At 60.4% G+C, this 22,601-nt stretch carries 18 protein-coding genes and 1 pseudogene; 8 read left to right on the forward strand and 11 right to left on the reverse strand.

Going from position 1 to position 22,601, the window contains the following annotated elements:
• Positions 1-88: 88 nt before the first annotated feature.
• From ACYP2Q_RS03440 to ACYP2Q_RS03455, 4 genes are read left to right on the forward strand one after another with little or no spacing between them, the layout of a single operon-like run.
• Positions 89-703 (forward strand): Yip1 family protein, encoded by a 615-nt coding sequence (locus ACYP2Q_RS03440; RefSeq protein WP_459729197.1) that lies wholly within the window; start codon positions 89-91, stop codon positions 701-703.
• A gap of 10 nt (positions 704-713) precedes the next feature.
• Positions 714-2,066, forward strand: a complete 1,353-nt coding sequence (locus tag ACYP2Q_RS03445; protein WP_459729198.1) for a cation:proton antiporter — start codon at positions 714-716, stop codon at positions 2,064-2,066.
• Positions 2,067-2,086: 20 nt separating this feature from the next.
• Positions 2,087-2,218, forward strand: coding sequence for a hypothetical protein (locus ACYP2Q_RS03450; RefSeq protein ID WP_459729199.1), 132 nt, complete (start codon positions 2,087-2,089; stop codon positions 2,216-2,218).
• 48 nt (positions 2,219-2,266) lie between these two features.
• A complete protein-coding gene (locus ACYP2Q_RS03455; protein WP_459729200.1) occupies positions 2,267-2,743 on the forward strand; it encodes a hemerythrin domain-containing protein in 477 nt (158 codons plus the stop codon).
• A 159-nt stretch (positions 2,744-2,902) separates the two neighbouring features.
• On the opposite strand, the gene ACYP2Q_RS03460 is transcribed toward ACYP2Q_RS03455, so the two are convergent.
• The 3 genes from ACYP2Q_RS03460 to ACYP2Q_RS03470 are packed head-to-tail and all read right to left on the reverse strand — an operon-like array spanning position 2,903 to position 8,791.
• On the reverse strand, positions 2,903-4,822 hold the full coding sequence (locus tag ACYP2Q_RS03460) for a hybrid sensor histidine kinase/response regulator (RefSeq protein ID WP_459729201.1): 1,920 nt from the start codon (positions 4,820-4,822) through the stop codon (positions 2,903-2,905).
• Positions 4,823-4,829: 7 nt separating this feature from the next.
• Positions 4,830-7,142, reverse strand: coding sequence for an ATP-dependent DNA helicase (locus ACYP2Q_RS03465; RefSeq protein WP_459729202.1), 2,313 nt, complete (start codon positions 7,140-7,142; stop codon positions 4,830-4,832).
• On the reverse strand, positions 7,139-8,791 hold the full coding sequence (locus tag ACYP2Q_RS03470) for a VRR-NUC domain-containing protein (RefSeq protein ID WP_459729203.1): 1,653 nt from the start codon (positions 8,789-8,791) through the stop codon (positions 7,139-7,141). Before ACYP2Q_RS03470 ends, ACYP2Q_RS03465 begins: the two co-directional genes overlap by 4 nt.
• 209 nt (positions 8,792-9,000) lie before the next feature.
• Between ACYP2Q_RS03470 and ACYP2Q_RS03475 the strand changes: the two genes are divergently transcribed.
• On the forward strand, positions 9,001-9,225 hold the full coding sequence (locus tag ACYP2Q_RS03475; protein WP_459729204.1) for a YgdI/YgdR family lipoprotein: 225 nt from the start codon (positions 9,001-9,003) through the stop codon (positions 9,223-9,225).
• Positions 9,226-9,389: 164 nt separating this feature from the next.
• A complete protein-coding gene (locus ACYP2Q_RS03480) occupies positions 9,390-10,046 on the forward strand; it encodes an MliC family protein (protein ID WP_459729471.1) in 657 nt (218 codons plus the stop codon).
• Positions 10,047-10,110: 64 nt separating this feature from the next.
• On the opposite strand, the pseudogene ACYP2Q_RS03485 reads toward ACYP2Q_RS03480, so the two are convergent.
• From ACYP2Q_RS03485 to ACYP2Q_RS03500, 4 genes and pseudogenes are all read right to left on the reverse strand, one after another.
• Positions 10,111-10,577 (reverse strand): annotated as a pseudogene (locus ACYP2Q_RS03485) (type 2 periplasmic-binding domain-containing protein); the annotation flags it as partial.
• A 72-nt stretch (positions 10,578-10,649) separates the two neighbouring features.
• Complete coding sequence (locus ACYP2Q_RS03490; protein ID WP_459729205.1) at positions 10,650-10,991, reverse strand: cupin domain-containing protein; 342 nt, start codon at positions 10,989-10,991, stop codon at positions 10,650-10,652.
• A 30-nt stretch (positions 10,992-11,021) separates the two neighbouring features.
• Positions 11,022-12,428 carry an NAD(P)/FAD-dependent oxidoreductase gene (locus tag ACYP2Q_RS03495; RefSeq protein WP_459729206.1) on the reverse strand — a complete coding sequence of 469 codons (1,407 nt, stop codon included), beginning with the start codon at positions 12,426-12,428 and terminating at the stop codon, positions 11,022-11,024.
• A 50-nt stretch (positions 12,429-12,478) separates the two neighbouring features.
• Positions 12,479-13,294 carry a helix-turn-helix transcriptional regulator gene (locus ACYP2Q_RS03500; protein WP_459729207.1) on the reverse strand — a complete coding sequence of 272 codons (816 nt, stop codon included), beginning with the start codon at positions 13,292-13,294 and terminating at the stop codon, positions 12,479-12,481.
• Positions 13,295-13,554: 260 nt separating this feature from the next.
• Here ACYP2Q_RS03500 and ACYP2Q_RS03505 point away from each other — a divergent pair, with 260 nt between their 5' ends.
• Entirely contained in the window at positions 13,555-13,827 is a 273-nt protein-coding gene (locus ACYP2Q_RS03505; protein WP_033043601.1) for a DUF1652 domain-containing protein, read from the forward strand.
• A gap of 242 nt (positions 13,828-14,069) precedes the next feature.
• Here the strand turns inward: ACYP2Q_RS03505 and ACYP2Q_RS03510 are convergent, their stop codons facing one another.
• Entirely contained in the window at positions 14,070-16,544 is a 2,475-nt protein-coding gene (locus ACYP2Q_RS03510) for a UvrD-helicase domain-containing protein (RefSeq protein ID WP_459729208.1), read from the reverse strand.
• Positions 16,545-16,821: 277 nt separating this feature from the next.
• Here ACYP2Q_RS03510 and ACYP2Q_RS03515 point away from each other — a divergent pair, with 277 nt between their 5' ends.
• Complete coding sequence (locus ACYP2Q_RS03515; protein ID WP_459729209.1) at positions 16,822-17,517, forward strand: pirin family protein; 696 nt, start codon at positions 16,822-16,824, stop codon at positions 17,515-17,517.
• Between the two features lie 205 nt (positions 17,518-17,722).
• Here the strand turns inward: ACYP2Q_RS03515 and pgm are convergent, their stop codons facing one another.
• The 3 genes from pgm to ACYP2Q_RS03530 all read right to left on the reverse strand — a co-directional run bounded on the left by pgm (position 17,723) and on the right by ACYP2Q_RS03530 (position 22,458).
• The gene (pgm, locus tag ACYP2Q_RS03520) at positions 17,723-19,369 is read right to left on the reverse strand and encodes a phosphoglucomutase (alpha-D-glucose-1,6-bisphosphate-dependent) (RefSeq protein ID WP_459729210.1); all 1,647 of its coding nucleotides are present in this window, start codon (positions 19,367-19,369) and stop codon (positions 17,723-17,725) included.
• Positions 19,370-19,511: 142 nt separating this feature from the next.
• Positions 19,512-20,912: an aminotransferase-like domain-containing protein gene (locus ACYP2Q_RS03525; RefSeq protein WP_459729211.1), complete on the reverse strand. Its 1,401-nt coding sequence runs from the start codon at positions 20,910-20,912 to the stop codon at positions 19,512-19,514.
• Positions 20,913-20,979: 67 nt separating this feature from the next.
• Positions 20,980-22,458 carry a hypothetical protein gene (locus ACYP2Q_RS03530; protein WP_459729212.1) on the reverse strand — a complete coding sequence of 493 codons (1,479 nt, stop codon included), beginning with the start codon at positions 22,456-22,458 and terminating at the stop codon, positions 20,980-20,982.
• Between the last annotated feature and the right edge of the window lie 143 nt (positions 22,459-22,601).

The raw sequence follows: 22,601 nt of genomic DNA on the forward strand, positions 1-22,601 counted from the left end.
GCACCGGAAAATGGAACCTGGCGAACCCCGCAGCGCTCAACACTTCATAGGCCCTCTCTGGCGGGCCTTCCGATACCTGGAGGTCGTCATGTCCGCACCTATCGTCAAACTGTTTACTCAGCCGAACTTTGCGTGGACGGATATTCGCAAGGAAGAGGAAGCGCATCCACGCCACTACCTCGCCCATTTGATCCTGCTGGCCTTGATCCCGGCCATCTGCCTGTACATCGGCACCACTTACGTTGGCTGGAGCCTGGCGGAAAACGAAACGGTCCACCTCAGCCACCGCAGCGCGCTGCAACTTTGCGCCCTGCTGTACCTGTGTACGCTCGCCGGCGTCGCCATCATGGGGGGGTTCATACGCTGGATGTCGCGCACCTTCGACGCACGCCCAACGCTTAACCAGTGCATCGGTTTTGCCGCCTACACCGCCACACCGTTTTTCCTGGCGGGCATTGCCGGCCTGTACCCCAGTCGCTGGCTGGCGATCCTGGTGCTGGCAGCCGCCGCGGCTTACTCGACCTTCCTGCTGTTCGTCGGTCTGCCGACCTTCATGCACGAGCGCAAAGAGCAAGGCGTGCTCAATGCCGCCTGCGTCTGGGGCGTCGGGTTGCTGGTTCTGGTCACCATTATGGTGAGCATGATCCTGCTGTGGTTCAACGTTCTGACGCCGGAATACTTGCGCGCTACTGTCGGTCAATGACCCTCGGGCCATGAGTTTCATTGCCTGGGTCGCGGTGCTGGGAGCCGTGCTGCTGACGCTGGCACTGACCTCGTCCTACCTGCGCTGGATGCCGGTGACCACCTCGGCCGTGTGCCTGGCACTCGGGGTGGCCATCGGGCCGGCAGGGCTGGGTTGGCTCAGGCTGGACATCAAGGATGCCGCCGACTGGATGGAGCACCTGACGGAAGTCGCGGTGCTCTTTTCGTTGTTCGTCTGTGGCCTCAAGCTGCGCCTGCCCCTCAGGGACCGCAAGTGGCGCGTGGCTTTCGGGCTGGCGGGGCCGGTGATGGTCCTGACCATCATCGGCGTCAGCCTGATGCTGCGCTATGCCTTCGACCTGGCGTGGGGGCCGTCGTTACTGATCGGCGCGATCCTGGCGCCCACGGACCCGGTGCTGGCCTCGCTGGTGCAGGTCAACGATGCCAAGGACGACGACGCCGTCCGCTTCGGCCTGTCCGGCGAGGCCGGGCTCAACGATGGCATTGCGTTTCCCTTCGTGATCCTGGGGTTGCTGTTAATCCAGCAAGGCGGCGCAGATTCCACCGCCTGGCTCGATGACTGGGCGCTCAAGCGCCTGGTGTGGGCGGTGCCCGCCGGATTGCTGGTCGGCTACATCATGGGCCGTGTCATTGGACGCCTGACGTTGTCGATGCGCATCAGGAATGCCGACAGCACCCTGTCGCCCAACGACTACCTGACCTTTGCCCTGATCGCCCTGGCGTATGTCGCCGCCGAAGCGGTGCACGGCTACGGATTTCTGTCGGTGTTCGCGGCGGCCCTGGGGTTGCGCCGGGCCGAGGTCAAGTCGATGGGGCATTCACAGGTGCCGGCCGAGCATCTGGTGCAGCCGGTTGTCGGTCATCAGAACGTCGAGCCCGATGCCGCCGTGCATGGCGATGTGGCAAACCTTGCGCAAGCGCAGGTGGCGGCCGGGATCATGATCGGCGACATGCTGTCCTTCGGTAGCCTGGTCGAACGGGCCATGGAGGTATTTCTGGTAACGCTGCTCGGGGTGGTACTGGTAGGTCATTGGGACTGGCGTGCGCTGGCGATTGCGCTGGTGCTGTTCTGCGTGATTCGGCCGCTGATTGTCGGGTTGGTGCCTTGGGGCAATCTGCTCGATGGCAAGCAACGGCTGTTGATCGGTTGGTTCGGGATTCGCGGTATCGGCAGTTTCTATTATTTGTTCTACGCCTTGAATCACGACCTCCCGCCATCGATGGCCACCTTGTGCACCGACCTCACGCTCTGCGTGGTGGCGCTGAGCATTCTGTTTCACGGGATCAGTACCCAACCGATCCTCGCTCACTATGAACGGCAAAAGCAGCACCGGCTTGATTGATCCTTGCCGTGGCGAAGTGCATGAGTCAAAAGCCCGGCCTCATGCAGGCTGCATGGCCGCAATTGGCCATTAGGGCAAACATCCCATTGATTTTAAAGCGCTTTATCGAGGCAGCCAAAGCGGCACGACAAATGCTTTTTAACGATGAGTGACCTGCGGTAAACACCGTTCGCGCTGACCTCAACTTGAGAGACTTGACCATGAATGCCATAGACCTGTTGAAAGCCGACCATGAACGCGTAAAAGGCATCCTCAGCCAATTGAGCGAATCCACCGAGCGCGGCCTGAAAAAGCGTACCGATCTCCTTGAAAAGCTGGAAATGGAAATCTCCATCCATACCCGTCTGGAAGAAGACATCCTGTACCCGGCCTACAAGGAAGCCGGTGGCAAGGAACAGGACATCATGTATTACGAAGCCAAGGAAGAACACCGGACCGTGGATTCCCTGGTGCTGCCGGACCTGAAGGTTACCGACCCGTCCACGCCGGAGTTCGCCGGTCGGGTCAAAGTCGTCAAGGAGTTGCTCGAACACCACATTGAAGAGGAAGAGACCGAGATGTTTCCCCAGGCTAAAAAGCTGCTGGGTAAAGCGGCTCTGGACGAGCTCGGGGAAAAAATGGAGGCTCTGAAGGCGCGGCTGAAAAAGGAACTGGCGGCTTCGCATATGGCTGCTTGATGGTTGGATGCGATCCATACTGACCACCCGCGGGCTCTGTAGGAGCGAGCTTGCTCGCGAAAAACCCGAGAGCACCGCGGGGTTTCAGGCTCCCCGCGTCATCGTTGATATCCATCGCTGGCAAGCCAGCTCCTACAGCGTTTTTTCCTGCCGCGCCATCTACATCGCCGACGCGATGATCTCCACCAGATTCTGCTGGGTAAACGGCTTGGACAATCGCGGCAACCCGGACGCAAAACCCTCCAGTCGCTCGGCATAACCGGTAGCCAGGATAATCGGCATACCGGCTTTGAGCGTGCGGATCGCATCCGCCAGTTGCGCGCCGCTCATGTGCGGCATGGCCATGTCGGTGATGACCAGATCGATGGCCGGGTTTTTCTCGAACAGCTCCAGGCCCTGGGCGCCGGACGTCGCGGTGATGACGCGGTGGCCAAGGTCTTCAAGCAACAGGCAGGTGCTGGTCAACACCAGGCTGTCGTCATCCACCACCAATATGCACAGCCTTGGGACTTGCGGCGCTGCTGGCTCGTCGGCAATGGGCGCCGCCACGGCGTATGCCGAGGCCACCGGCAACCACAGCTCTGCGGTAGTGCCCTGGTCTTTCTGGCTCTTCAAAATAAATCGGCCACCCAATTGCTCGATGAAGCCATGGACCATCGACAACCCCAGCCCCGTGCCCTTGCCAAGCCCTTTGGTGGTGAAAAATGGATCCATCGCCGAGGCCAGTGTCGCTTCATCCATCCCTTCGCCGGTGTCGGTGACACTCAGGCACACATAACGTCCTGCCGCCACGCCGGATCGGGACGGCTCAGCGATCGTTTCGGCGCGGGTACCGATGACGATCTTGCCGCCATTGGGCATGGCATCGCGGGCGTTGGTGGCCAGGTTCAGCATCGCCAGTTCGAGCTGGTTGACGTCGGCCATGACCGGCTCGATCTGCGTCGGGAAACGGGTTTCCAGTGCCACCGAAGGCCCGAGCGAGCTTCGCAGCAACCCGGAAATCCCTTGCACCAGATCCGCGAGATCCACCGGTTCGGACTTGAGCTCCTGTTTCCTGGCAAAGGCCAGCATGCGTTGGGTCAGGGACACGCCGCGCAGCGCACCCTGGGTGGCGTTGTCGAGCAAGCGGACTATTTTCGGGTCGTTGGCCAGGCGTTTACGGACTATTTCCAGGTTGCCGAGAATCACGGTCAGCAGATTATTGAAGTCGTGGGCAATCCCGCCGCTGAGCTGGCCGATGGCTTGCATCTTCTGCGCCTGGAACAGCGCTTCGCGGGTTTGCTCAAGCGCCTGCTGGGCCTGGGTCGCTTCGGTGATGTCACGGGTGATCTTGGCAAAGCCGAGCAAGGTACCGGTGTCCCCCCGTATCGGGTCGACCACGACATGGGCCATGAACCGCGTGCCATCCTTGCGCACCCGCCAGCCTTTGTTCTCGAAGCGTCCCTCGCGCGTCGCAATCTCCAGGGCCCGAGTTGGCAAGCCTGCAGCCTGGTCTTCGGGGGTGTAGAACAGGGAAAAATGCTGGCCAATGACTTCTGCGGGCAAGTAACCCTTGATGCGCTGGGCCCCCAGGTTCCAGTTGGTCACACGGCCATCCGGGGCAAGCATGTAGATGGCGTAGTCGGTAACGCTTTGCACCAGCAACCGAAACTGTTGTTCGCTTTGCTTGAGGGTTTCTTCGGCCATCTTGCGGTCGGTGAGGTCACGGGTGATCTTGGCGTACCCCAGGAGCGTGCCCGTCGGGTCGTAGATCGGATCGATCACCACATGGGACCAGAAATGCGTGCCGTCCTTGCGCACGCGCCAGCCTTCGCCTTCGAAACGCCCCTCGCGCATCGCCGTGTCCAGCGCCCGCTGGGGCAAGCCGGCACGACGATCTTCATCGGTGTAGAAGCGCGAGAAATGCTGGCCGAGAATCTCCGCTTCCTCATAACCCTTGAAACGCCTGGCCCCTGCGTTCCAGCTGGTAATGATGCCATCGGGATCAATCATGTAGATCGCATAGTCAACCACTGCATCGATCAGCAGGCGCAGGCGCCTGTCTTCGTTGATCTCGGCCTGGGTTCGAACTTCACTCATTGATCCCTCACATCGACTGCTGTTTTTCTGAAGTATGCGATAAACCGTCCATTTGAACAGTCGCCGGTGCAATTGACCACCAGCGCGGCAACAAGTGCTTGACCTTGGTCTCGCCAAACCGGTCATCGATCAACATCACCACGCCTTGATCCTGCTGGGTACGAATCACCCTGCCTGCGGCCTGCACCACTTTTTGCACGCCGGGATACAGGTAGGTGTAGTCGTAGCCTGCGCCGAACAGGGCCGCCATGCGTCGCTTGAATTGCTCATTGACCGGGTTGAGCTGCGCCAACCCCAGGGTGGCGATGAACGCGCCGATCAAGCGTGCGCCTGGCAAATCGATGCCTTCGCCAAACGCCCCGCCCAGCACGGCGAAGCCAACACCTTGGCTTTCGGCGGTGAAGCGCTCGAGGAATTCCTGGCGTTGCGCCTCCGCCATGCCCCGTGACTGTGACCACAGGTTGATCCCGGGATAGCGCTCAGCCAGCAACTGCGCCACTTGCTGCAGGTAATCGAAGCTGCTGAAGAACGCCAGGTAATTGCCGGGGCGCTGTTGGAACTGTCGGGCGATCAGCTCAACGATTGGCGCCAGGGAGGCCTGGCGATGAACAAAGCGCGTTGAGATCTGGTTGACGATCTGCACGTGCAGCTGCCCAGCATGAAAGGGTGACTCGACGTCGATGCACACGGTGTTCGCCGGGGTACCCAGCAAATCGGCGTAATAGTGGCGCGGGCTGAGGGTCGCCGAGAACAGCACGGTGCTGCGTGCAGCGCTCAGGCGCGGCCCGATGAAGCCGGCGGGCACCACATTGCGCAGGCACAGTTGCGAGAGGTTGCGCTTGCGTTCGAGGTCGCGTTTGCTGATGTCGAACAGGTACTGCGGGTCGAACAGTTCGCCCACCCGACAGAACTGCAGGACGTCGAAGTAGAAACCCTGCAATGCACTATCAAGACCCTGCGGATGGTCGTTCAGGTAATCACCGATGCTGGCGCTGCACGAAGACAAGGCCTGGAGCAGTTTTTCCGGCGGCTTGTCGTAGGCCTGATAGGCCCCCAGTTGCAGGTTATGCAGGGCATTCCATTCACGGTTGACCCGCTGCAGTGGCTTTTTCAACGCCTCGGGGGCGGTTTTTCGTACGCCATCGAGGGTCGATTGATCGAGGCTGGCGCTGTACATCTGGCGACCACGCTCCACCAGGTTGTGGGCTTCGTCGACCAACACCGCGACTTTCCAGGCGTTGGCCTGGGCTAGGCCGAACAACAGCGCACTGAAATCGAAGTAATAGTTGTAATCGGCAACCACCACGTCGGCCCAGCGGGCCATTTCCTGGCTCAGGTAATACGGGCATACCTCATGCTCCAGGGCGACCCGGCGTAATGCGCTCTGGTCCAGCAGGCTCAGCTCGCTGGCGGCCTGGCGCGCCGCCGGCAAGCGATCATAGAAACCCTGGGCCAGCGGGCAGGACTCACCGTGGCAGGCCTTGTCCGGGTGTTCACAGGCCTTGTCCCGCGCGATCATCTCCAGCACCCGCAGGGGCGGCGCATCGGCGCTTTCCAGGATCACCTGCGCGGCGTCCAGGGCCAGCTTGCGTCCCGGGGTTTTAGCCGTGAGGAAGTACACCTTGTCCAATTGCTGCGGCGCCAGGGCCTTGAGCAGCGGAAACAGGGTGCCGACGGTCTTGCCGATTCCCGTGGGGGCCTGGGCCATCAGGCAGCGGCCGGTGCTGACGGCCTTGAACACCGATTCGGCGAGGTGACGCTGCCCCGGGCGAAAGTCGGCATGGGGAAACGCCAGCTGTTGCGCCGCCCGGTTACGCCCCTGGCGATGGACCGTTTCCTGTTCGGCCCAATGCAGGAACAGGCGGCAATGGTGTTCGAAGAACTGCTCGAGTTCGCCAGCGTCGACCCCCTCGACCAGACAGGTTTCCTTTTCGCTGACGATATCGAAATACACCAGCGCCAGGTTGATCTGCGCAAGTTTGAGTTTGCAGCACATCAGCCAGCCATAGATCTTGGCTTGCGCCCAGTGCAATTGACGGTGGTTGGCCGGTTGCTTGCTCAAGTCGCCACGGTAGGTCTTGACCTCTTCCAGGCAGTTTTGCACGGGGTCGTAGCCATCCGCCCTGCCCTTGACCGTCAGGCCCTGAAACGAACCTTCAAGGGCGACTTCACTCTGATAGCCGTCACTGCGCCGTGACGCCACCGTGCGGTGCCCGACAATACCTTCCAGCGCGGTCGGCGACGGGGTGAAACGCAAGTCGAGGTCTCCGACCTTGGCGGTGAACTCACACAACGCGCGCACCGCGATGCTGTAGCTCAAGCGCCCTGCTCCGCCCATTGCACATAACACACGGCGATCGGCATGCGGTGTTCATGGCAGAACTCCAGCCAGCGCAGCTGGTTATCCTGCAGACGATCCCCCGGCCCCTTGACCTCAATCATGCGATAGGTTTTTTCCTGCGGCCAGAACTGGATCAGGTCCGGCATACCCGCGCGATTGGCCTTGATGTCCAGCAACAAGCGGTTGAACCAGTGCTTGAGGTGCTCGGCGGGCAAGCAGTCCAGCGCCTGCTCCAGCAACGCCTCGCTGAGTGCGCCCCAGAACACGAATGGCGACTGTACCCCCCACTTTTCGACATAGCGCGCGCGGATGGTTTCACGGTAGCGCCCGTCGTCGAGTTCGCCGAGGCAGGCCTGGAACAACTCGGCCCGGCGGCCATGGAAGTCTTCGCTCAACAGGTCCACCGGACCGCGCTGGAACGGATGGAAAAACGCCCCCGGCAGCGGTGCGAAAATCGCCGGCCAGCACAGCAGGCCGAACAACGAGTTGACCAGGCTGTTTTCGACGTAATGAACCGGTGCCGAGTCTTCGCCCAGGTGCGCCTGGACGTAGTTTTCCACTGACAACAAAGGGTCGGTCCTGCTCAGTTGCAGGTCCAGGCGCAGCATCTCCCGCGGGGCCGCACGTTTGACCGCCGGCCCGCCCAGCTTGCGCCGCAGCCTGGGCAGGACACGCAGCAGGTGTTGCTGCTCCGCGGCGTTTTGCGGCGACTGTTCGGCCTGGCAAGCCAGGTCCAGGGCCAGCTGGTACTCACCCAGACGCTCCAGCACCCGGATCATGCGCACGCGCGCGCCGGGATACGCGCAATCACGGTACAGGCTCAACGCGGCGCAGAAATCACCGACGCGCTCGCACTCCTGGCCCATCTGGAACAACTGCTTGTCGCGGCGCCTCTGCAGCCAGGGATTGCTCAACGCCAGGGCGTTGATCTGCAGGACGATGTCGGCCACCGCCTCTCCGGCCTCGAACAGCTGCTGGCACTGATAGAGGAAAAGGCAGGCGTCGACATCCTCGCGGCTGCGCAAGCCCCGGGAATCATCGCTAAACTCGACCTTTTCATAGGTAAAGATACCCAGGTCCGCCAGGACGAATTCTGACCAGTCCTGGTAGGCATTGCCGAAAAACATCAAGCGCAGGCGATCGCACAAGCTCATGATAGTCAGGCTGAACAAGCGGTCGCTCAGCGCCGGACACCAGTCGTTGAAGGCCTGCGTTTGAGGAAACTGCTCGCACAGTGCCGGCAGCCAGTCAGTTTTTTTACCCTTGGGCTGAACAATCGTGTTGCCCAGGTGTTGAAGTATTTCTGCCTTGAGCAACACTTCAAACAACGCCTCGATCGATAACGGCTGGCGCTCGTCGAGCCAGCCCAGCGCCAGCAACGGCTCGGCTGCGCTGGCGATGTCACCGATCTCGGCGTAATGCAGCTTGGTGGCCCGGAAATGAACGCCCTTGCGCATGACCATTCTGACCAGCAGCGCCCGGGACTCGCGAGGCAAGCCATTGAAGTCGCTAATGAAGCGATGCTCTTCGTCGCTCAACACGTCGCCATAGCGATGCTCCAGCCAATCAAGCACTTGCATGAAGTTGTTGAGGTAGTAGAACGGATCGTCGAGAGGATTTGCGGTCACGTGAAAAGAGCCATGATGAACGAGCACTGGTTATGCATACAGATACCAGTAACGCCCTGCCCCATGCAATCGGAAAAGGATAAGCGGCGGCCCTGTAAGGGTTTTTTGCCCAGGGCACAGAACTTTCTGCCGTTCCATGGCACCAATCGCCATGGACCTGTACTCGCTTGCGGCAGCCACCCTGTTTTATTGAACCATGAGAGGTGACTATGAACATCAAGACCCTGGGCTTACCCCTGGCGATAGCAGCCTTTTTGGCCCTGGCCGGCTGCTCGACGCCCACGGTGGTTACCCTGCAGAACGGCACCCAGTACCTGACCAAGGACATGCCGAAAACCAAGACAAAGGACGGCTTCTACGAGTTCGAGGATATTTCCGGGGCGACGGTGAAGGTCAGGGCTGATGAAGTGGCCACGGTTCGCCAGGAAGATTGAGAAGCAACAGTCTCTCAACGCCGCCCTGCTCACGCGCTCTCGGTGTGGCAGGTTCGGCACACTAGCTTAAACTGCGATACAGCCCATGCGCAGGAACGACGGTGGACGGGCTCGATGGATTCCGTTGTACCTCAAGCTCACGCATTGATCCGGGTGAAACCCGCATGAAAATGGTCACACCCCTATTGGCGTCTCTCTTTGCCGCCACCCTGTGCGCGACAGCAAGTATCCATGCAAGGACCAAAGCGCCCGCGCCCGTCTTCAAAACCAGCTTCGATTGCGCCCAGGCCCGGGAGTCGGTGGAAAAGCTGATCTGTCGCGATGCCCAACTGGCGCAAATGGACAGGGAACTGCAACGCCTTTATCTGCTGGCGCTCACGGATGAACATTCGGTACCGCACCCGGACAAAGTGGAGATTGATCAGCAGTTCTGGATCCACGCCCGTAATCAGTGTGCCGGGGCGCAAGCCAAGGCGTGCACGGTCCGCAGCTATGCCGAGCGCGCGCACCAGTTGCGCCAGGGTTCGGCGATTGCCCGGACCAAGGATCCCAGCAGACTCACCGAAGGCCCCATCGCCTATCGTTGCACCGGGTTCAACGGAGTGATCACCGCGACCTTTTTCAATGCTGAGCCGGGCGTCGTCTACCTGAAATGGGCCAACGCCGCAGTCATCCTTGACCAGGTGTCGAACTATTCCGGCACCCAGTACAAGGGCAAGGACTTTCGAGGCGACTACAGCTTCTGGCAAAACGGCAGCGAGACCCTTTTACAAATGCCAGGCGCCGGAGCAATGACTTGTACGGTCGATCCGGCAGCTTGATTGCCGTAACGCTTGCACTAAAAGGCAACCAGGACGTCCTGTCCCGATGGCCAGGGTAAGGTTTTCAGCTGCCGGTCCGAATCTTGTTCCAGACACGCGTGCGAATGCGGTCGATGTTCAACGGCATCGCTTCGAGCGCAAACAGTTTCCCCATCATGTCCGGGCTCGGATAAACCTTGGTGTCGTTCTTGATGGCCGGGTCGATCAGGCTATCGGCCTGTGCGTTGCCATTGGCGTAGTGCACATGGTTACTGATGCTGGCCATGACGTCCGGCCGCAGCAGGTAGTTCATGAAAGCGTAACCGGCCTTTTCATCTGGCGCGTCCACGGGCATGGCGACCATGTCAAACCAGATGGCGGCGCCTTCCTTGGGGGCTTGAAGATCAGGTCCCAGGAATCCACTGGCACGTTTTCGCCCAGCACCGCCTTGATCCTGGCGATGTTGTAGCCGATGCCGGTACTGCCCCACAGGTACGGGAAACCGTGCTCGTTGCCCGGATCGTTGGTCTGCAATGCCTTGAGCAGCACCGGGCGGTCATGGGTAGATTCCTGTGGTGACTGTTTTTGTTGTTGGAAAACGGCAGGCAATCGAGGGATCGGTATTCAGAAAATCAGGACGTAGGTCTTGCGCACGGTTTCCTGGATATCCCAGACGCCGAGGCTATTGGCCGGCAACATCAGTGCATCGCCCGCTTCGATGTGCAGGGTTTCACCCTCGTCCGGGGTGAAGGTGCAGCGTCCCTGGATGAAGTGACAGAATTCCTGGGCGACGATCTGCCGCCGCCAGCGACCGGGGGTGCATTCCCAGACGCCCGTCTCGACGCCGTCGTCGCGCTCGACGCTGGTGGTGGAAGCCACAGCCACCGGCGTGCCCAAAGGCACGGCGACCGGGTTCGACTCTTGCAATTGCACAGTGGCGGTGTTTTTGAATTGGGTGATGCGCATGGGAGTACCTGTCAGTGAAGAAAACGCTGGTTAGTGCATGAAACCTTCCATGAAGCCCGCGACCCCGCTGGCGAGCTTGCGCCGCCAGGGCGCGCTGCTCGGGTTCGCCAGGGTCTGGTCTTCGTGGACGAAGCTGCGGATGATTGCGTTGTAGCCGAGCCAGCGGCAGGGTTCGGGTTCCCAGGCCTTGAGTGCGTCCAGACCGCCCTGGGGGATCACCCAGGGTTGCCGGACCCGCACGGTGTCGCGCTGCAGGATCAGGTCGGCCAGGGTCCTGCCGCCCAGGTTGCTGGCGCCGACACCCTCCCCGCCATAACCACCGGACAGGGCGATACCGCTGGCCTGGTCGCACAGCATGTGTGGCTTGAAGTGCCGCGACATGCCCAGGTTGCCACCCCAGCCATGGGTGATCTGCACATTGCGCAGCTGGGGGAAAAGTTCGCCGAACAGATACCGGCGCAACTCGATTTCGCTGTGGGTCAGGTCAAAGTCATGGCGCAGCCTGCCGGCAAATTGATAGCCGCCACGGGCACCGAAGATCAATCGGTTGTCGGCCGTGCGTTGGCCATAGGTGACCTGGCGACTGCTTTCACTGAAGGCCTGGCCGTGACTGAGGCCGATCTCGTCCCAAGTGGCGGCCGACAGCGGCTCGGTGGCCACGATCAGGCTTTGCACGGGTAACTGATAGCGCCCCAGCGGCGGCAAGGTCACCGAATAGCCTTCGACCGCCGGCACCACCCAGCGGCTGCGCACCGAGGCCCGGGCCGTGCGCAGGCTGCCAGACTGCCAGTGGTTTACCGGGCTGTTCTCGTAGATCCTGACGCCCATGCGCTCGACCGCACTCGCCAGCCCGCGGACCAGTTTGGCCGGATGCAGGGTCGCGACGTGGGACGCATGGATACCGCCGTAAGGCTTGGCCACGCGGATCTGCTGCGCCAACTGCTCCGGATTCAGCCAGCGGTAGTCGTTTTCGTTAAGACCCTGGCTGTACAGCGTGTCCAGGTACTGGCGCAGGCTGGCCTCCTGCTCGGGGTAGCGGGCGGCGCAGTAGAGTGCGCCACCTTTGCGATAATCGCAGTCGATGCCTTCACGTTCGATGACGTTTTTCACTTCATCGGGAATGTCATGCAGCAAACCGTAGGAAGCGCGACGTTGCTCGGGCGACGAGGCTGCAAGCAAACGGTCTTCGCCCAGCAAGTTGCCCATCAACCACCCGCCATTGCGCCCCGAGGCGCCGAAACCGGCTGTTTGCGCCTCGATGATGACAATGTTCAGGTCGGGGGCCTGGCGCTTGAGGTAGTACGCGGCCCAGAGCCCGGTATATCCCGCGCCGATGATGGCGACGTCGACATCCAGATCCTGTTCCAGCGCCGCACGCGCCACCAGAGGCTCGTCGAGTTGGTCCATCCACAAACTGATAGTGCGCCACGCCGGCATGCAAGACTCCGCCATTCAGACTTCAATGGCGTTGATCCTAATGCGCGGGTTCAGGCGCTGTCTTGCGCGCGTGCACGCAAGGAAATCTGTTTGACGTAGGCCTTGGGCGACAGGCCGGTGTGCTGGCGGAAACAACTGTAGAACGCCGACAGTGAATTGAAGCCTGCGGCAAACGCCAGCTCGTCGATGCGCACCGGCGGCGTGGCATTGTCCAGGGCGCTGAGCAGATGCTGCAGGCGTGCCTGGTTGACGTAGCGATAGAAGCTCTGCCCCAGCACCTGGTTGAGCAGATAGGAAATCTGGTTGCGACTGTAGCCGCACTCCTGAGCCACCCGTTGCAGGTCGATCCCAGGGTCGAGATAAGGCTGCTGGCGTTGGAAGTACTGTTGCAGGTCGTCGGCCATGAAGCTCAGCTGCCGTGGCGAAAGGCCCAGGCGACTGACCGCCGGGCGCTGGCTGCCGCTGGTTTTGCGGGTTGGCTGTTCGTGAACCAGTGAAGCGTATTCGTTGACCCGCCAGATCAGCCCGTCCTTCACGGTGATCGCTTCACTGGCGCGAAACGACACCAGCCCTTCACCGCCGCGCAGGGTGATGCGGTACTGGATGAACGCGGTGTTGCCGTCCAGGCGGATGCGGTCGGTGTGTTCCAGGGCTTCGTCTGCGTCACGGGGCATGCTGCTGTGCACATAGTCACGCAGTTCATCAAGCGCCATCACCCGGTTCTGGAAATAATCGCTGTATTGGACTTCGGGGTGATACAGCGCCATGACCCCGTCCAGATCGCGGTGTTTCCAGCGCAGGTGGTAACGCATGACCGTCTCGCCCGTGGCCTGGGTTTGCAGCGGGCCATCATCCTCGGCGTGCATGGTAGGTCTCGAACAAAAGTGCCGAGCTTGCCCAAGTTTGCCCGCACCTTCAATGGCTGACGAAGGCTGGCCGTTGCGCAAACGTTGGCGGGCGTGACCTGCATCAAAAAAATGGCAGCAATTGCCAAACGGCCTGAAAAAACCACATTTCTTTCACATCCAGATGCTACTTTTAAAGACTGTCACTGGTTGAGCCAATGAAGGCTCTTCCCTCCTAACGTGAGCTAACGGAAGCGCTCGATGAAGAAGGCGGGCAACACATGAATAAAGGGTTCAGCAAGGTCACTTTTCCAAATGCCTGCCAGCTGATGCGCTGGCATTTCCATCCCATGGGTTTCGAGGCAAGCATGGACGCCCCGGGCAGCATGATTGCCCGTTTGTTTGATCGGGCCAGTGGCGAGACCATGATCGCCATCGCCGGTATCCCCTGTTCGACCGTCATGAATGCCGCTGACGTCGAGCGAATAATCGAAGCCGTGGAGGATGAGCTAGAAGCGTTCATTCCTCCGGTGGCCCTCAGGAGTTATGCCTGAAGGCAGGCCTCCCCCCATCCAAAAGCCCACGATATGGTGGGCTTTTTTGTTTTTTGCGGGATCATGGATCGGGCAGCAGATCATCTCTCGCGGTTGTGCCCGATCAACTGTAGGAGCTGGCTTGCTCGCGAAAAACGTCCAGACAACGCATTCTTTCAGACAGTGCGCGTCATCGTTGACGACCATCGCTGGCAAGCCAGCGCCTACAGGAGATCGGGTACGGCCGCGAGAGATTGATTGGATTACGCCGGGGTCTTGGCCTGCCTATGATCGGCAAAGAACGCCTTGCCCTGACTGATCCGGTCCGACGCCTTGGGCATGTTCACCGCCTGGGTCTCCTGCGCGTCGACATACCAATAGCAATGGCTCACGGCCCGGGTAATGCCCACGTAGGCCAGGCGTAGAATTTCGTCTTTCTGTGCATTGTCATAAGGCTCGCTATCGCCAGCCTTGCCCAGGCCCGCCATGCGGTACACCTGGTTCTTGTACGGTGAAAGGGTCAGGTGTTGGCAATCGCCAAGCAGGAACACGGCGTCAGCCTGAAGACCCTTGGCGCTGTGATAGGTCAGTTGCTTGAGCCGCCGGGCTTCGTGGGGCAAGTTAGAATCTACATTAACTACGGATTCAATATGCTTTTCTATCAATAACTTATCGCTACTTTTTCGATACAGCATCAAGATTGAGTCACCCTTGCGGTAGTGCTCCATCAGGCGCTCAGCCATTCCCTGGTCGTCCCGGTCCAGCACATTGACCGGCAACAACGCCTTTGGCTCGCCGCTGGCCTTGGCCTTCTTGCCGGCAATCGCTGGCGCAGCCCGCACGATGTGTTCGGCAGCGTCGATGATGTGCTGGTGGCTGCGATAATTGTCGCTGAGCATGACCTTGGTGGTACTCGGCGAAGAGAACGTCTTGTTGAACTCCATGAAATAGCTCGGCGAACTGCCGCGCCAACCGTAGATCGACTGCCAGTCATCGCCCACGCACAACAATGATGAGCGCTGGGCGCCGCGTCCTGTGTGCATGGCCGGGCCGCGGCTGCGGATCTCGGCCAGGCTGGCGCGGATCCACGAGACGATCTGCGGCGAGACATCCTGGAACTCGTCGATCATCAAGTGCGACAGCGGCCGCAACAGCTCGTCGCTGAGCAACTTGAGGTTCTCCGGGGAATGCTCGCTGAACAACGCGAACATACGGTTGTAGGTCATGACCGGCGGCTTCTGGTCGAGCAAGTGATCTTCCAGGGCTCGCCAGAACAGGCTCAAGGCCTCGAAGAAAAACCGGTCCGGATCATCCTTGGCAAAGCTCATCTGGCCCACCGCCGTCGGCACATCCAGGCCGAGGTTTTCGATGAACCCGGCGGCGCCGACAAAACAGTCCAGCAACGGCGCGGAAGCCAGTTCACCCTTGACCTTGTAATCGAAGCCGGGCCCGGCGCTCGCATCGCCGGCAAGGGACGCCAAGACACGCCTGGATGATTCGTAACTATCCAGCCATATCAATGGCTTACGGCAGAAAGCTTGAAACAGGGTGCGCTTAACCGCCGTTTCCGCACGCAGTGTCAGCTTGGCATTCGGCCGGGTCAGTTGCGGATTTTCCCCAGGGTCGAAACCCAGCACCACCCAGGCATCCAGCGACGGAATGTAACCGTGGCAATGAAAGGTGCTGCCGTTGATATCAAACGTTTGCCGCTGGGGTTCGATGCCCTTGATTGGCCAGGCGCCAGCACGAAACCACAAGTCCTCCACCAGGTCGCAGAGTTCTTCATCGCGTTTGGCCGCCAGCTCGGTGACGGCCACGCGCTTCTGTACATCGGGGTGGTCGCGCTCAAGCTCCTTGAGTTGCAAGGCGTGGCGCGACAGCGGCTGGATCAGCTCGCGAAAACGCTCATCGCGACTATGCAAGGCGTGATAACAGGCGTTGAGTTGCTGACGCTGGGCGTCATTGATGCGCAGGTCGAACGGGTTGCTGTCCACCTCGTCATCCGCCCCTTGCGCTCGGTGGCTGAGGTTTTCGAAAGCTTGCAGCCGTTCAAAGCCCGGCAGACTGCGAACCATCGGCAGTATCCGCGAATGGAAGGTGCGCACCAGGTCACGCGCTTCCCTGAAACTGACTGCCCGCCCCCAGAGCGCGAACAGTTCGATCAGTTTGTTGATGAAGTCCTTGCGCGACTCGCGGGTAAACGTCACCACGGTCATCGAGCCCAGCTCGAACCCCAGGTAGTGGTGGAGCAGCAAAATGCGCAGGACCAGCGTCGTCGACTTGCCTGCGCCCGCACCGGCAATCACCGAGGTCGATGGCGTGTCACTGAAGATCATCTTCCACTGCGCGGCGCTGGGCTGGGCATATGCCGGCAGCAAACGGGCAACGTCGGCTTTCATGCGCTTCTTCAATTCGGCGCTCAATGGCAGGCGCCAATCGTCGAACAGATGGTCATCAATGTTGGGTGGCCGGTGCTCGGTGCAGCGCGAGTCGCGAATCAGCAGGACTTGCCGGCCCTCTTCGAGCCCTTCGAGCTTGCCTTCCTTGTATCCGTAATCCACCCCGGCGCTATGTCCGCTGCGAAATCCGTCGGCCTGACCGTGCAACCAGGACGCACGGTGTTGTGCGCGCAGGCGTGTCAGGCCATGACCAAAAAAGCGCGCGGCCAAGCGTTTGAGCAGTGGCATCTCGGCCAGGGGGCGAAGTTCAGGCGGAAGATCGGGGGTGTGTTGCGGCACGCGGACGGACTCCAGGGTGTGAGGCTGTTGAGGGCTATGGTGTCTGTATTTGCCATTCAGTTCTAGTGAAATGCTTATGAGTCATGGGCTTATGCGCGATATTGAAGGCTGTATAAGACTGTTTCCAGGCGTTTTCCTATCTAATCATTCGATGATTATGAGGCACTTTTTACGCTTTTTATCGATTGTTGCCTGACGGATGATGCCCGTCATCAACCACCGGTCCCGATTCGTGGCCAGCCATTGTGCCCCATGACGAACCTTTCAGGAGACGATCATGCTTGAACTCAGACCTTTCAGCTCGCTTGGCGGTGCTCACCATGGCTGGCTGGATGCCCATCACCACTTTTCGTTTGCCGAATACCATGACCCCAAGCGCATGAACTGGGGCAACCTGCGGGTGTGGAACGATGATGTGATCGCCCCGGGCACCGGTTTCCCGCAGCACTCGCACCGGGACATGGAAATCATCACCTATGTTCGTGAAGGTGCAATTACCCACCAGGACAACCTGGGCAACAAGGGGCGCACTGAAGCGGGTGACGTTCAGGTCATGAGCGCCGGCACCGGGATCGCCCACAGCGAATACAACCTGGAAGCGACACCGACGAGGATTTTCCAGATCTGGATCATCCCGAACGAATCCGGCCTGGCACCTTCCTGGGGCGCCAAGCCATTTCCGAAAGGCCAGCGCGAAGGGTTCGTGACGTTGGCCAGTGGCAAGGCCGGGGACGATCAAAGCCTGCGAATTCGCGCCAATGCGCGCTTGGTGGCGGCGAACCTTAAGGCCGGCGAAACCGCTGAGTACCAACTGGACAGCGGCCGTCGCGCTTACCTCGTGCCGGCCACGGGTGTCATTGAAGTCAATGGCTTGCGTGCACAAGCTCGAGACGGTGTCGCGGTTGCCCAGGAGCAGGTATTGCGGGTGACGGCGATTGAGGACAGTGAGATTGTGTTGGTGGATCTGGCTTGATCGGGTGAATGCCAGGCAAAAAAGAGGCGACCGTGAGGGTCGCCCTTTTTTTGCCTGCAAGTATCGGTGTTGATGCTGCCGTCTTCACTGTAGGAGCGAGCTTGCTCGCGATGGTCGTTAACGATAACGCGTGTGTACTGATTCAACGCGCCGTTCTTGAGTCCATCGCGAGCAAGCTCGCTCCTACAGGGGATGAGCCCATCAGTTATTTCGCCGAAATAGCCCCGTCCACCAGGGTCTGGGCTTCAGCCACCAACTGCTTGAGGTGGTCGTCGCTGACAAAGCTCTCCGCGTAGATCTTGTAGATGTCTTCAGTGCCCGACGGACGCGCCGCGAACCAGCCGTTTTCGGTCATGACCTTCAGGCCGCCAATGGCCTGGTCGTTGCCCGGTGCGTGGCTGAGGATGCACTGGATCGGCTCCCCTGCCAGTTCGGTGGAGGTCACCTGATCCGGCGACAACTTGCTCAGCAGGGCTTTTTGTTCGGGGTTGGCCTTGGCATCCACCCGCACCGAGAACGGTTCGCCCAGTTCATCGGTCAAGGCACGGTAAGCCTGGCTAGGATCGCGGCCGGTTCGGGCGGTCATTTCAGCCGCCAGCAGGGCCGGGATCAGCCCGTCCTTGTCGGTGCACCAGACGCTGCCGTCCTTGCGCAGGAACGAAGCCCCCGCGCTTTCTTCACCACCAAAGCCCAGGGAACCGTCGAACAGGCCATCGGCAAACCACTTGAAGCCGACCGGCACTTCGTAGAGGCGGCGGCCCAGGCGCTTGGCCACGCGGTCGATCAAGCCGCTTGAGACCACGGTTTTACCCACCGCGGCATCGGCTCGCCAGTGCGGGCGATTCTGGAACAGGTAATCGATCGACACCGCAAGGTAGTTGTTCGGCGCCAGCAGGCCGCCAGAGGGGGTCACGATGCCATGACGGTCGTGATCCGGGTCGCAGGCGAAGGCCACGTCGAAGCGTTCTTTGAGGCCGATCAGCCCCTGCATCGCGTGGCTGGACGAAGGGTCCATGCGAATCTGGCCGTCCCAGTCGACCGTCATGAAGCGGAAGGTCGGGTCGACCTGCTTGTTCACCACATCCAGGTCCAGACGGTAGTGCTCGGCAATCGCCGACCAGTAGCGCACGCCTGCGCCACCCAGGGGATCGACGCCCAGGCGCAGCTTGGCATCACGGATGGCGTCGAAATCGATCACATTGATCAGGTCGGCGACATAGGTGTTGAGGTAGTCGTGACGATGGGTGGTACTGGCCTTCAGCGCCTGCTCGTAGCTGATACGCTTGACCCCGGCGAGCTTGTTTGCCAACAGCTCGTTGGCCTTGGCTTCGATCCATTTGGTGATGTGGGTGTCGGCCGGGCCGCCATTGGTCGGGTTGTATTTGTAGCCACCGCTTTGCGGCGGGTTGTGGGACGGGGTGATGACGATGCCGTCCGCCAGGCCCGAGGTACGCCCGCGGTTGTAGCACAGGATCGCATGGGAAACGGCTGGGGTCGGCGTGTATTCGTCGTCTGCGGCGATCATCACCGTCACACCATTGGCGGCCAGTACTTCCAGGGCGCTGGCGCCCGCCGGGGTGGACAATGCGTGGGTATCGATGCCGACGAATAACGGGCCATCGATACCTTGGGCCTCGCGATACAGGCATATGGCCTGGCTGATCGCCAGGACGTGCCATTCGTTGAAACTCAAGTCGAACGAGCTGCCCCGGTGCCCGGACGTGCCAAAGGCTACTCGCTGGGTCGAGATGGCAGCATCGGGCTGACCGGTGTAATAGGCCGTGACCAGTCGCGGGATGTCTACCAACAATTGCGCCGGTGCCGGCTTGCCCGCAAAAGGACTGAGTGTCATGCAAAACCTCTGGAATAGAGTTCAGGAGTAGGAACGGAGTTTACTGGCAGTTTGACCTTAGTGCGAAGCAGTTTGGCCTTGGTGCGAAGCATTTTGACCTTGGCGCGATGGAATCGATCCATTGGCATTATTTTGCCTGGTCTCAATCAACGGCTTCCAGGCGCAAGGCGTCCCCCAGCAAGCCCAGCGCGGCGGCCAGGTCCTGGTCGCTGCCAGAGCCATGGCTCAAGCGCAAGTATTGCGCATGCAAGCCTTGAAGACTGAACAGCTCGCCGGGCGCAACCACCACCTGCTGCCTGAGCAATCGCTGGAACACCCGGCTCATATCGACCCGGCGCAGCGAGCGCAGCCAGATCGTCGCGCCGCCCTGGGGCTCGACGAACTGCAGGGTGTCGCCCAGTCGTTCCTGGAGCAACCGGGTCATTTGCTCCTTGCCGTCCTTGAGGCGCCGACGCAGTACCTGCAGGTGCTGATCGATGCGACCGTTACTGTACAAACGGGCGATGGCTTTCTGGCGAATCGGCGACAGGCGAAAGGCGCGCAATAAAAATTGCCGCTGCAGCTCGCTGCTCATATGGCGAGAGAGCAGATAGCCGTAGGGGGCTTCCGGGCCGATGATCTTCTCGAACGTGGAAAACACCATCAAGCGCTCCGGGGCCAACAGGTCGCGAAATCGCAGCTGATCGGGCTCAAACCCGAGTTCGCCATAACAGTCGTTTTCCAGCACCCAACTGTCATGCCCTTCCAGCAACTGCGCGATCGCTTGCCGGTTATCATCGGATGCCTTGCTGCCCCGGGGCATATTCAGCCCGGAAGACACCATCACCAACCGCACCGGCTGCGCTTCCAGCACGTCCCTGAGGCGCTTGCAGTCCAGCGCACCGTCGCTCAGCAGCGGCCATTCGACCACCTTCACGCTGTTGGCCTGGAACAGGCGCAGGATCGCCCAGTCGCACGGCGACTCGACCACCACCGTGGCATCCTTGAGACCCAACACCACGATCAGTATTTCCAGTACCCCGCGCAGATCGGCGCCGATGTAGATATCATCGGCATGCCAGCAGCGCACCGGCGAGGTGGTATAGCGCGCTGCCAATGCGGTACGCAACTCCAGCTCGCCACAGGGTTGCGCAGACGGTTGCGGCTGGCGCGGGTACTGGCGCAATAGCTCCCTTTCCAGCAGCAACAGCGGGCTGTCGAGCGGTTGCAGCAAGGCCGGCTCATCCGCGCTCAGCACCAGCATGGCGGGAAGACGGGCGTTGACATAAACGCTCTCGAGCAAGTCACTGCCATCGTAGAGCGTGCTGTTGGGGGCGATCGGTAGCGCGTAATAACCCGACTTGGCCACCGAATACACCCGCCCCTCCTTTTCCAGTAGCGAGTAAGCGTACTGGATGGTCGAGATCGACACGCCCAGGCGCTCGGACAACTCACGTAAGGACGGCAGGCGTACACGCCTTTCGCTCACGGGTTCGCTGATCAGGCTGGTGAGGTAACGGTAGACGGCCTGATAGGCGAAATCGGTTTCACGATGTCCTTTCATGACAGGGGGGCACATCCATCGAGGAGGCCTTCACGCGCACTCGAAGTGACCGGCAATATGCGCACGCTCAACGTCCTGCCGACCATTCACCGGTCACGGACACCTCGTCGCTTGCCTGTTCGGGCGCCGAGGCATGGCTGTCGGGCTGGCTCATCGAATTGCCCTCCTCCACCACCGGCCCCATGCGATATAGCTGGCTGATCAGGCTGACAGGCAATCCGCTGACATCGACCATCCACTGCAGGATCTGCTCCGCGACCGGATGCCCCTGCATGGCCCGATGCAAATCGGGCATGGCCACGAGCATGCCCGGGTGGCATTGGCGCAGGAAGCGCTCCAGTGCCGCCCCCTGCTCGATAAAAGGTGCAAACAGCAGGCACACCCATTGCGCCTCGTTCAGGCCAAAGCCCCGCTGCGCCTCGTCGGCGATCAGTGCGCGCCGATCGGCCATTTTGTACGGGTTGCCAAACGCTTCGTCGGCCCGTTCGCACAAGCCTTCCGGTAGCTGGTTTCGGCGCATCATCACCAGGGCGCGCTGCAGGTACTGTGCAACACCTGCCTCATAGGTGCCGCCCTGGACGAAGCAGGCTTGCAATCCCCGCAGGTGCGCCGAGACAGCTACGCTGACGTATTGATTTTCGCCAACATGAGCCTCCAGTTCATCGGCCTGGAAGCCGAGAAACTCGGTCAGTAGCGGCCAGCGTTCTTCAAGGTGGCCGACCAGCACATCGTGTATATCGATGTAAGTGGTACGACGACAGGCTTCAAACTGTTCTGCCGGGCGCCAGGCCTCCTGGCCATAGTCGGCATAAACTGCCTGAAAAGGATCGCAGCCCATCTCATCGAGCAACATGAACAACCCACCGTAATCCGCCTCGTGACGGCTCGACGTCTTGAGGCCAGCCTTGGCGGCCGCGCGCTTGAGCCCTTCGATGAAACGTTTCTGCTGACGGGGTGAGTCGCCACTGACCAATGCATCGACGCCATCGTTCCAGCGGGCGATTTGTCCATGGAACTCGCCTGTGGCCAGATACCCGTCATCCCACAGGTCAAGCGGTCCGTCCACGACGCGACGATGGCCGATCATCAGCAGGTTCGTCCGATTGGATTCACGCCCGGCGCTGGACACAGGTGCCTGGTGATCGAACGGCAACACCTCCCTGTTATCCACCATCACCACCTCGACCCGGGGATCGTCGTAGACGAACAAGGCGCTGTAGCTGCGATGGATATTATCCAGCGCCAATTGGCTCATGCCATTGAGCCGTAGGGTCGCGACCCGTAACTGAAATGTCGCGGGTGCCCGAGTGGCGATCGTCAATTGTGCGGCACGCAGCAGTGCCAGCGTGTAGCAACTGTCACGAGAGCCGCACTGGACCGCCAATACCTTGTATTCACCCATTCTATCCATCCCGCCGGCCGCGACAGCCAGGCGCTGGATCAGCAACTGCAGTGCCGTGCGCTCGGCGCGTGAAAAATAGCTCAACAAGCGTTGCAGTACTTGTTGATAGACATAGTTCATCGCCTGGTCATGGATATGGGTCACTTCTATTTACCTGATACTCAGAAGTTCGATACAGCGCAAATAACTGCACGCACAGCGCAGGAATGCCTGAAAGGAGATTAATTACTGAACTTTATTACCAAATGCTAACAATTAAGTTTTTTGTCATCATTTGAAATAATTGG

The sequence above is a fragment of the Pseudomonas sp. MHK4 genome (assembly GCF_054600775.1).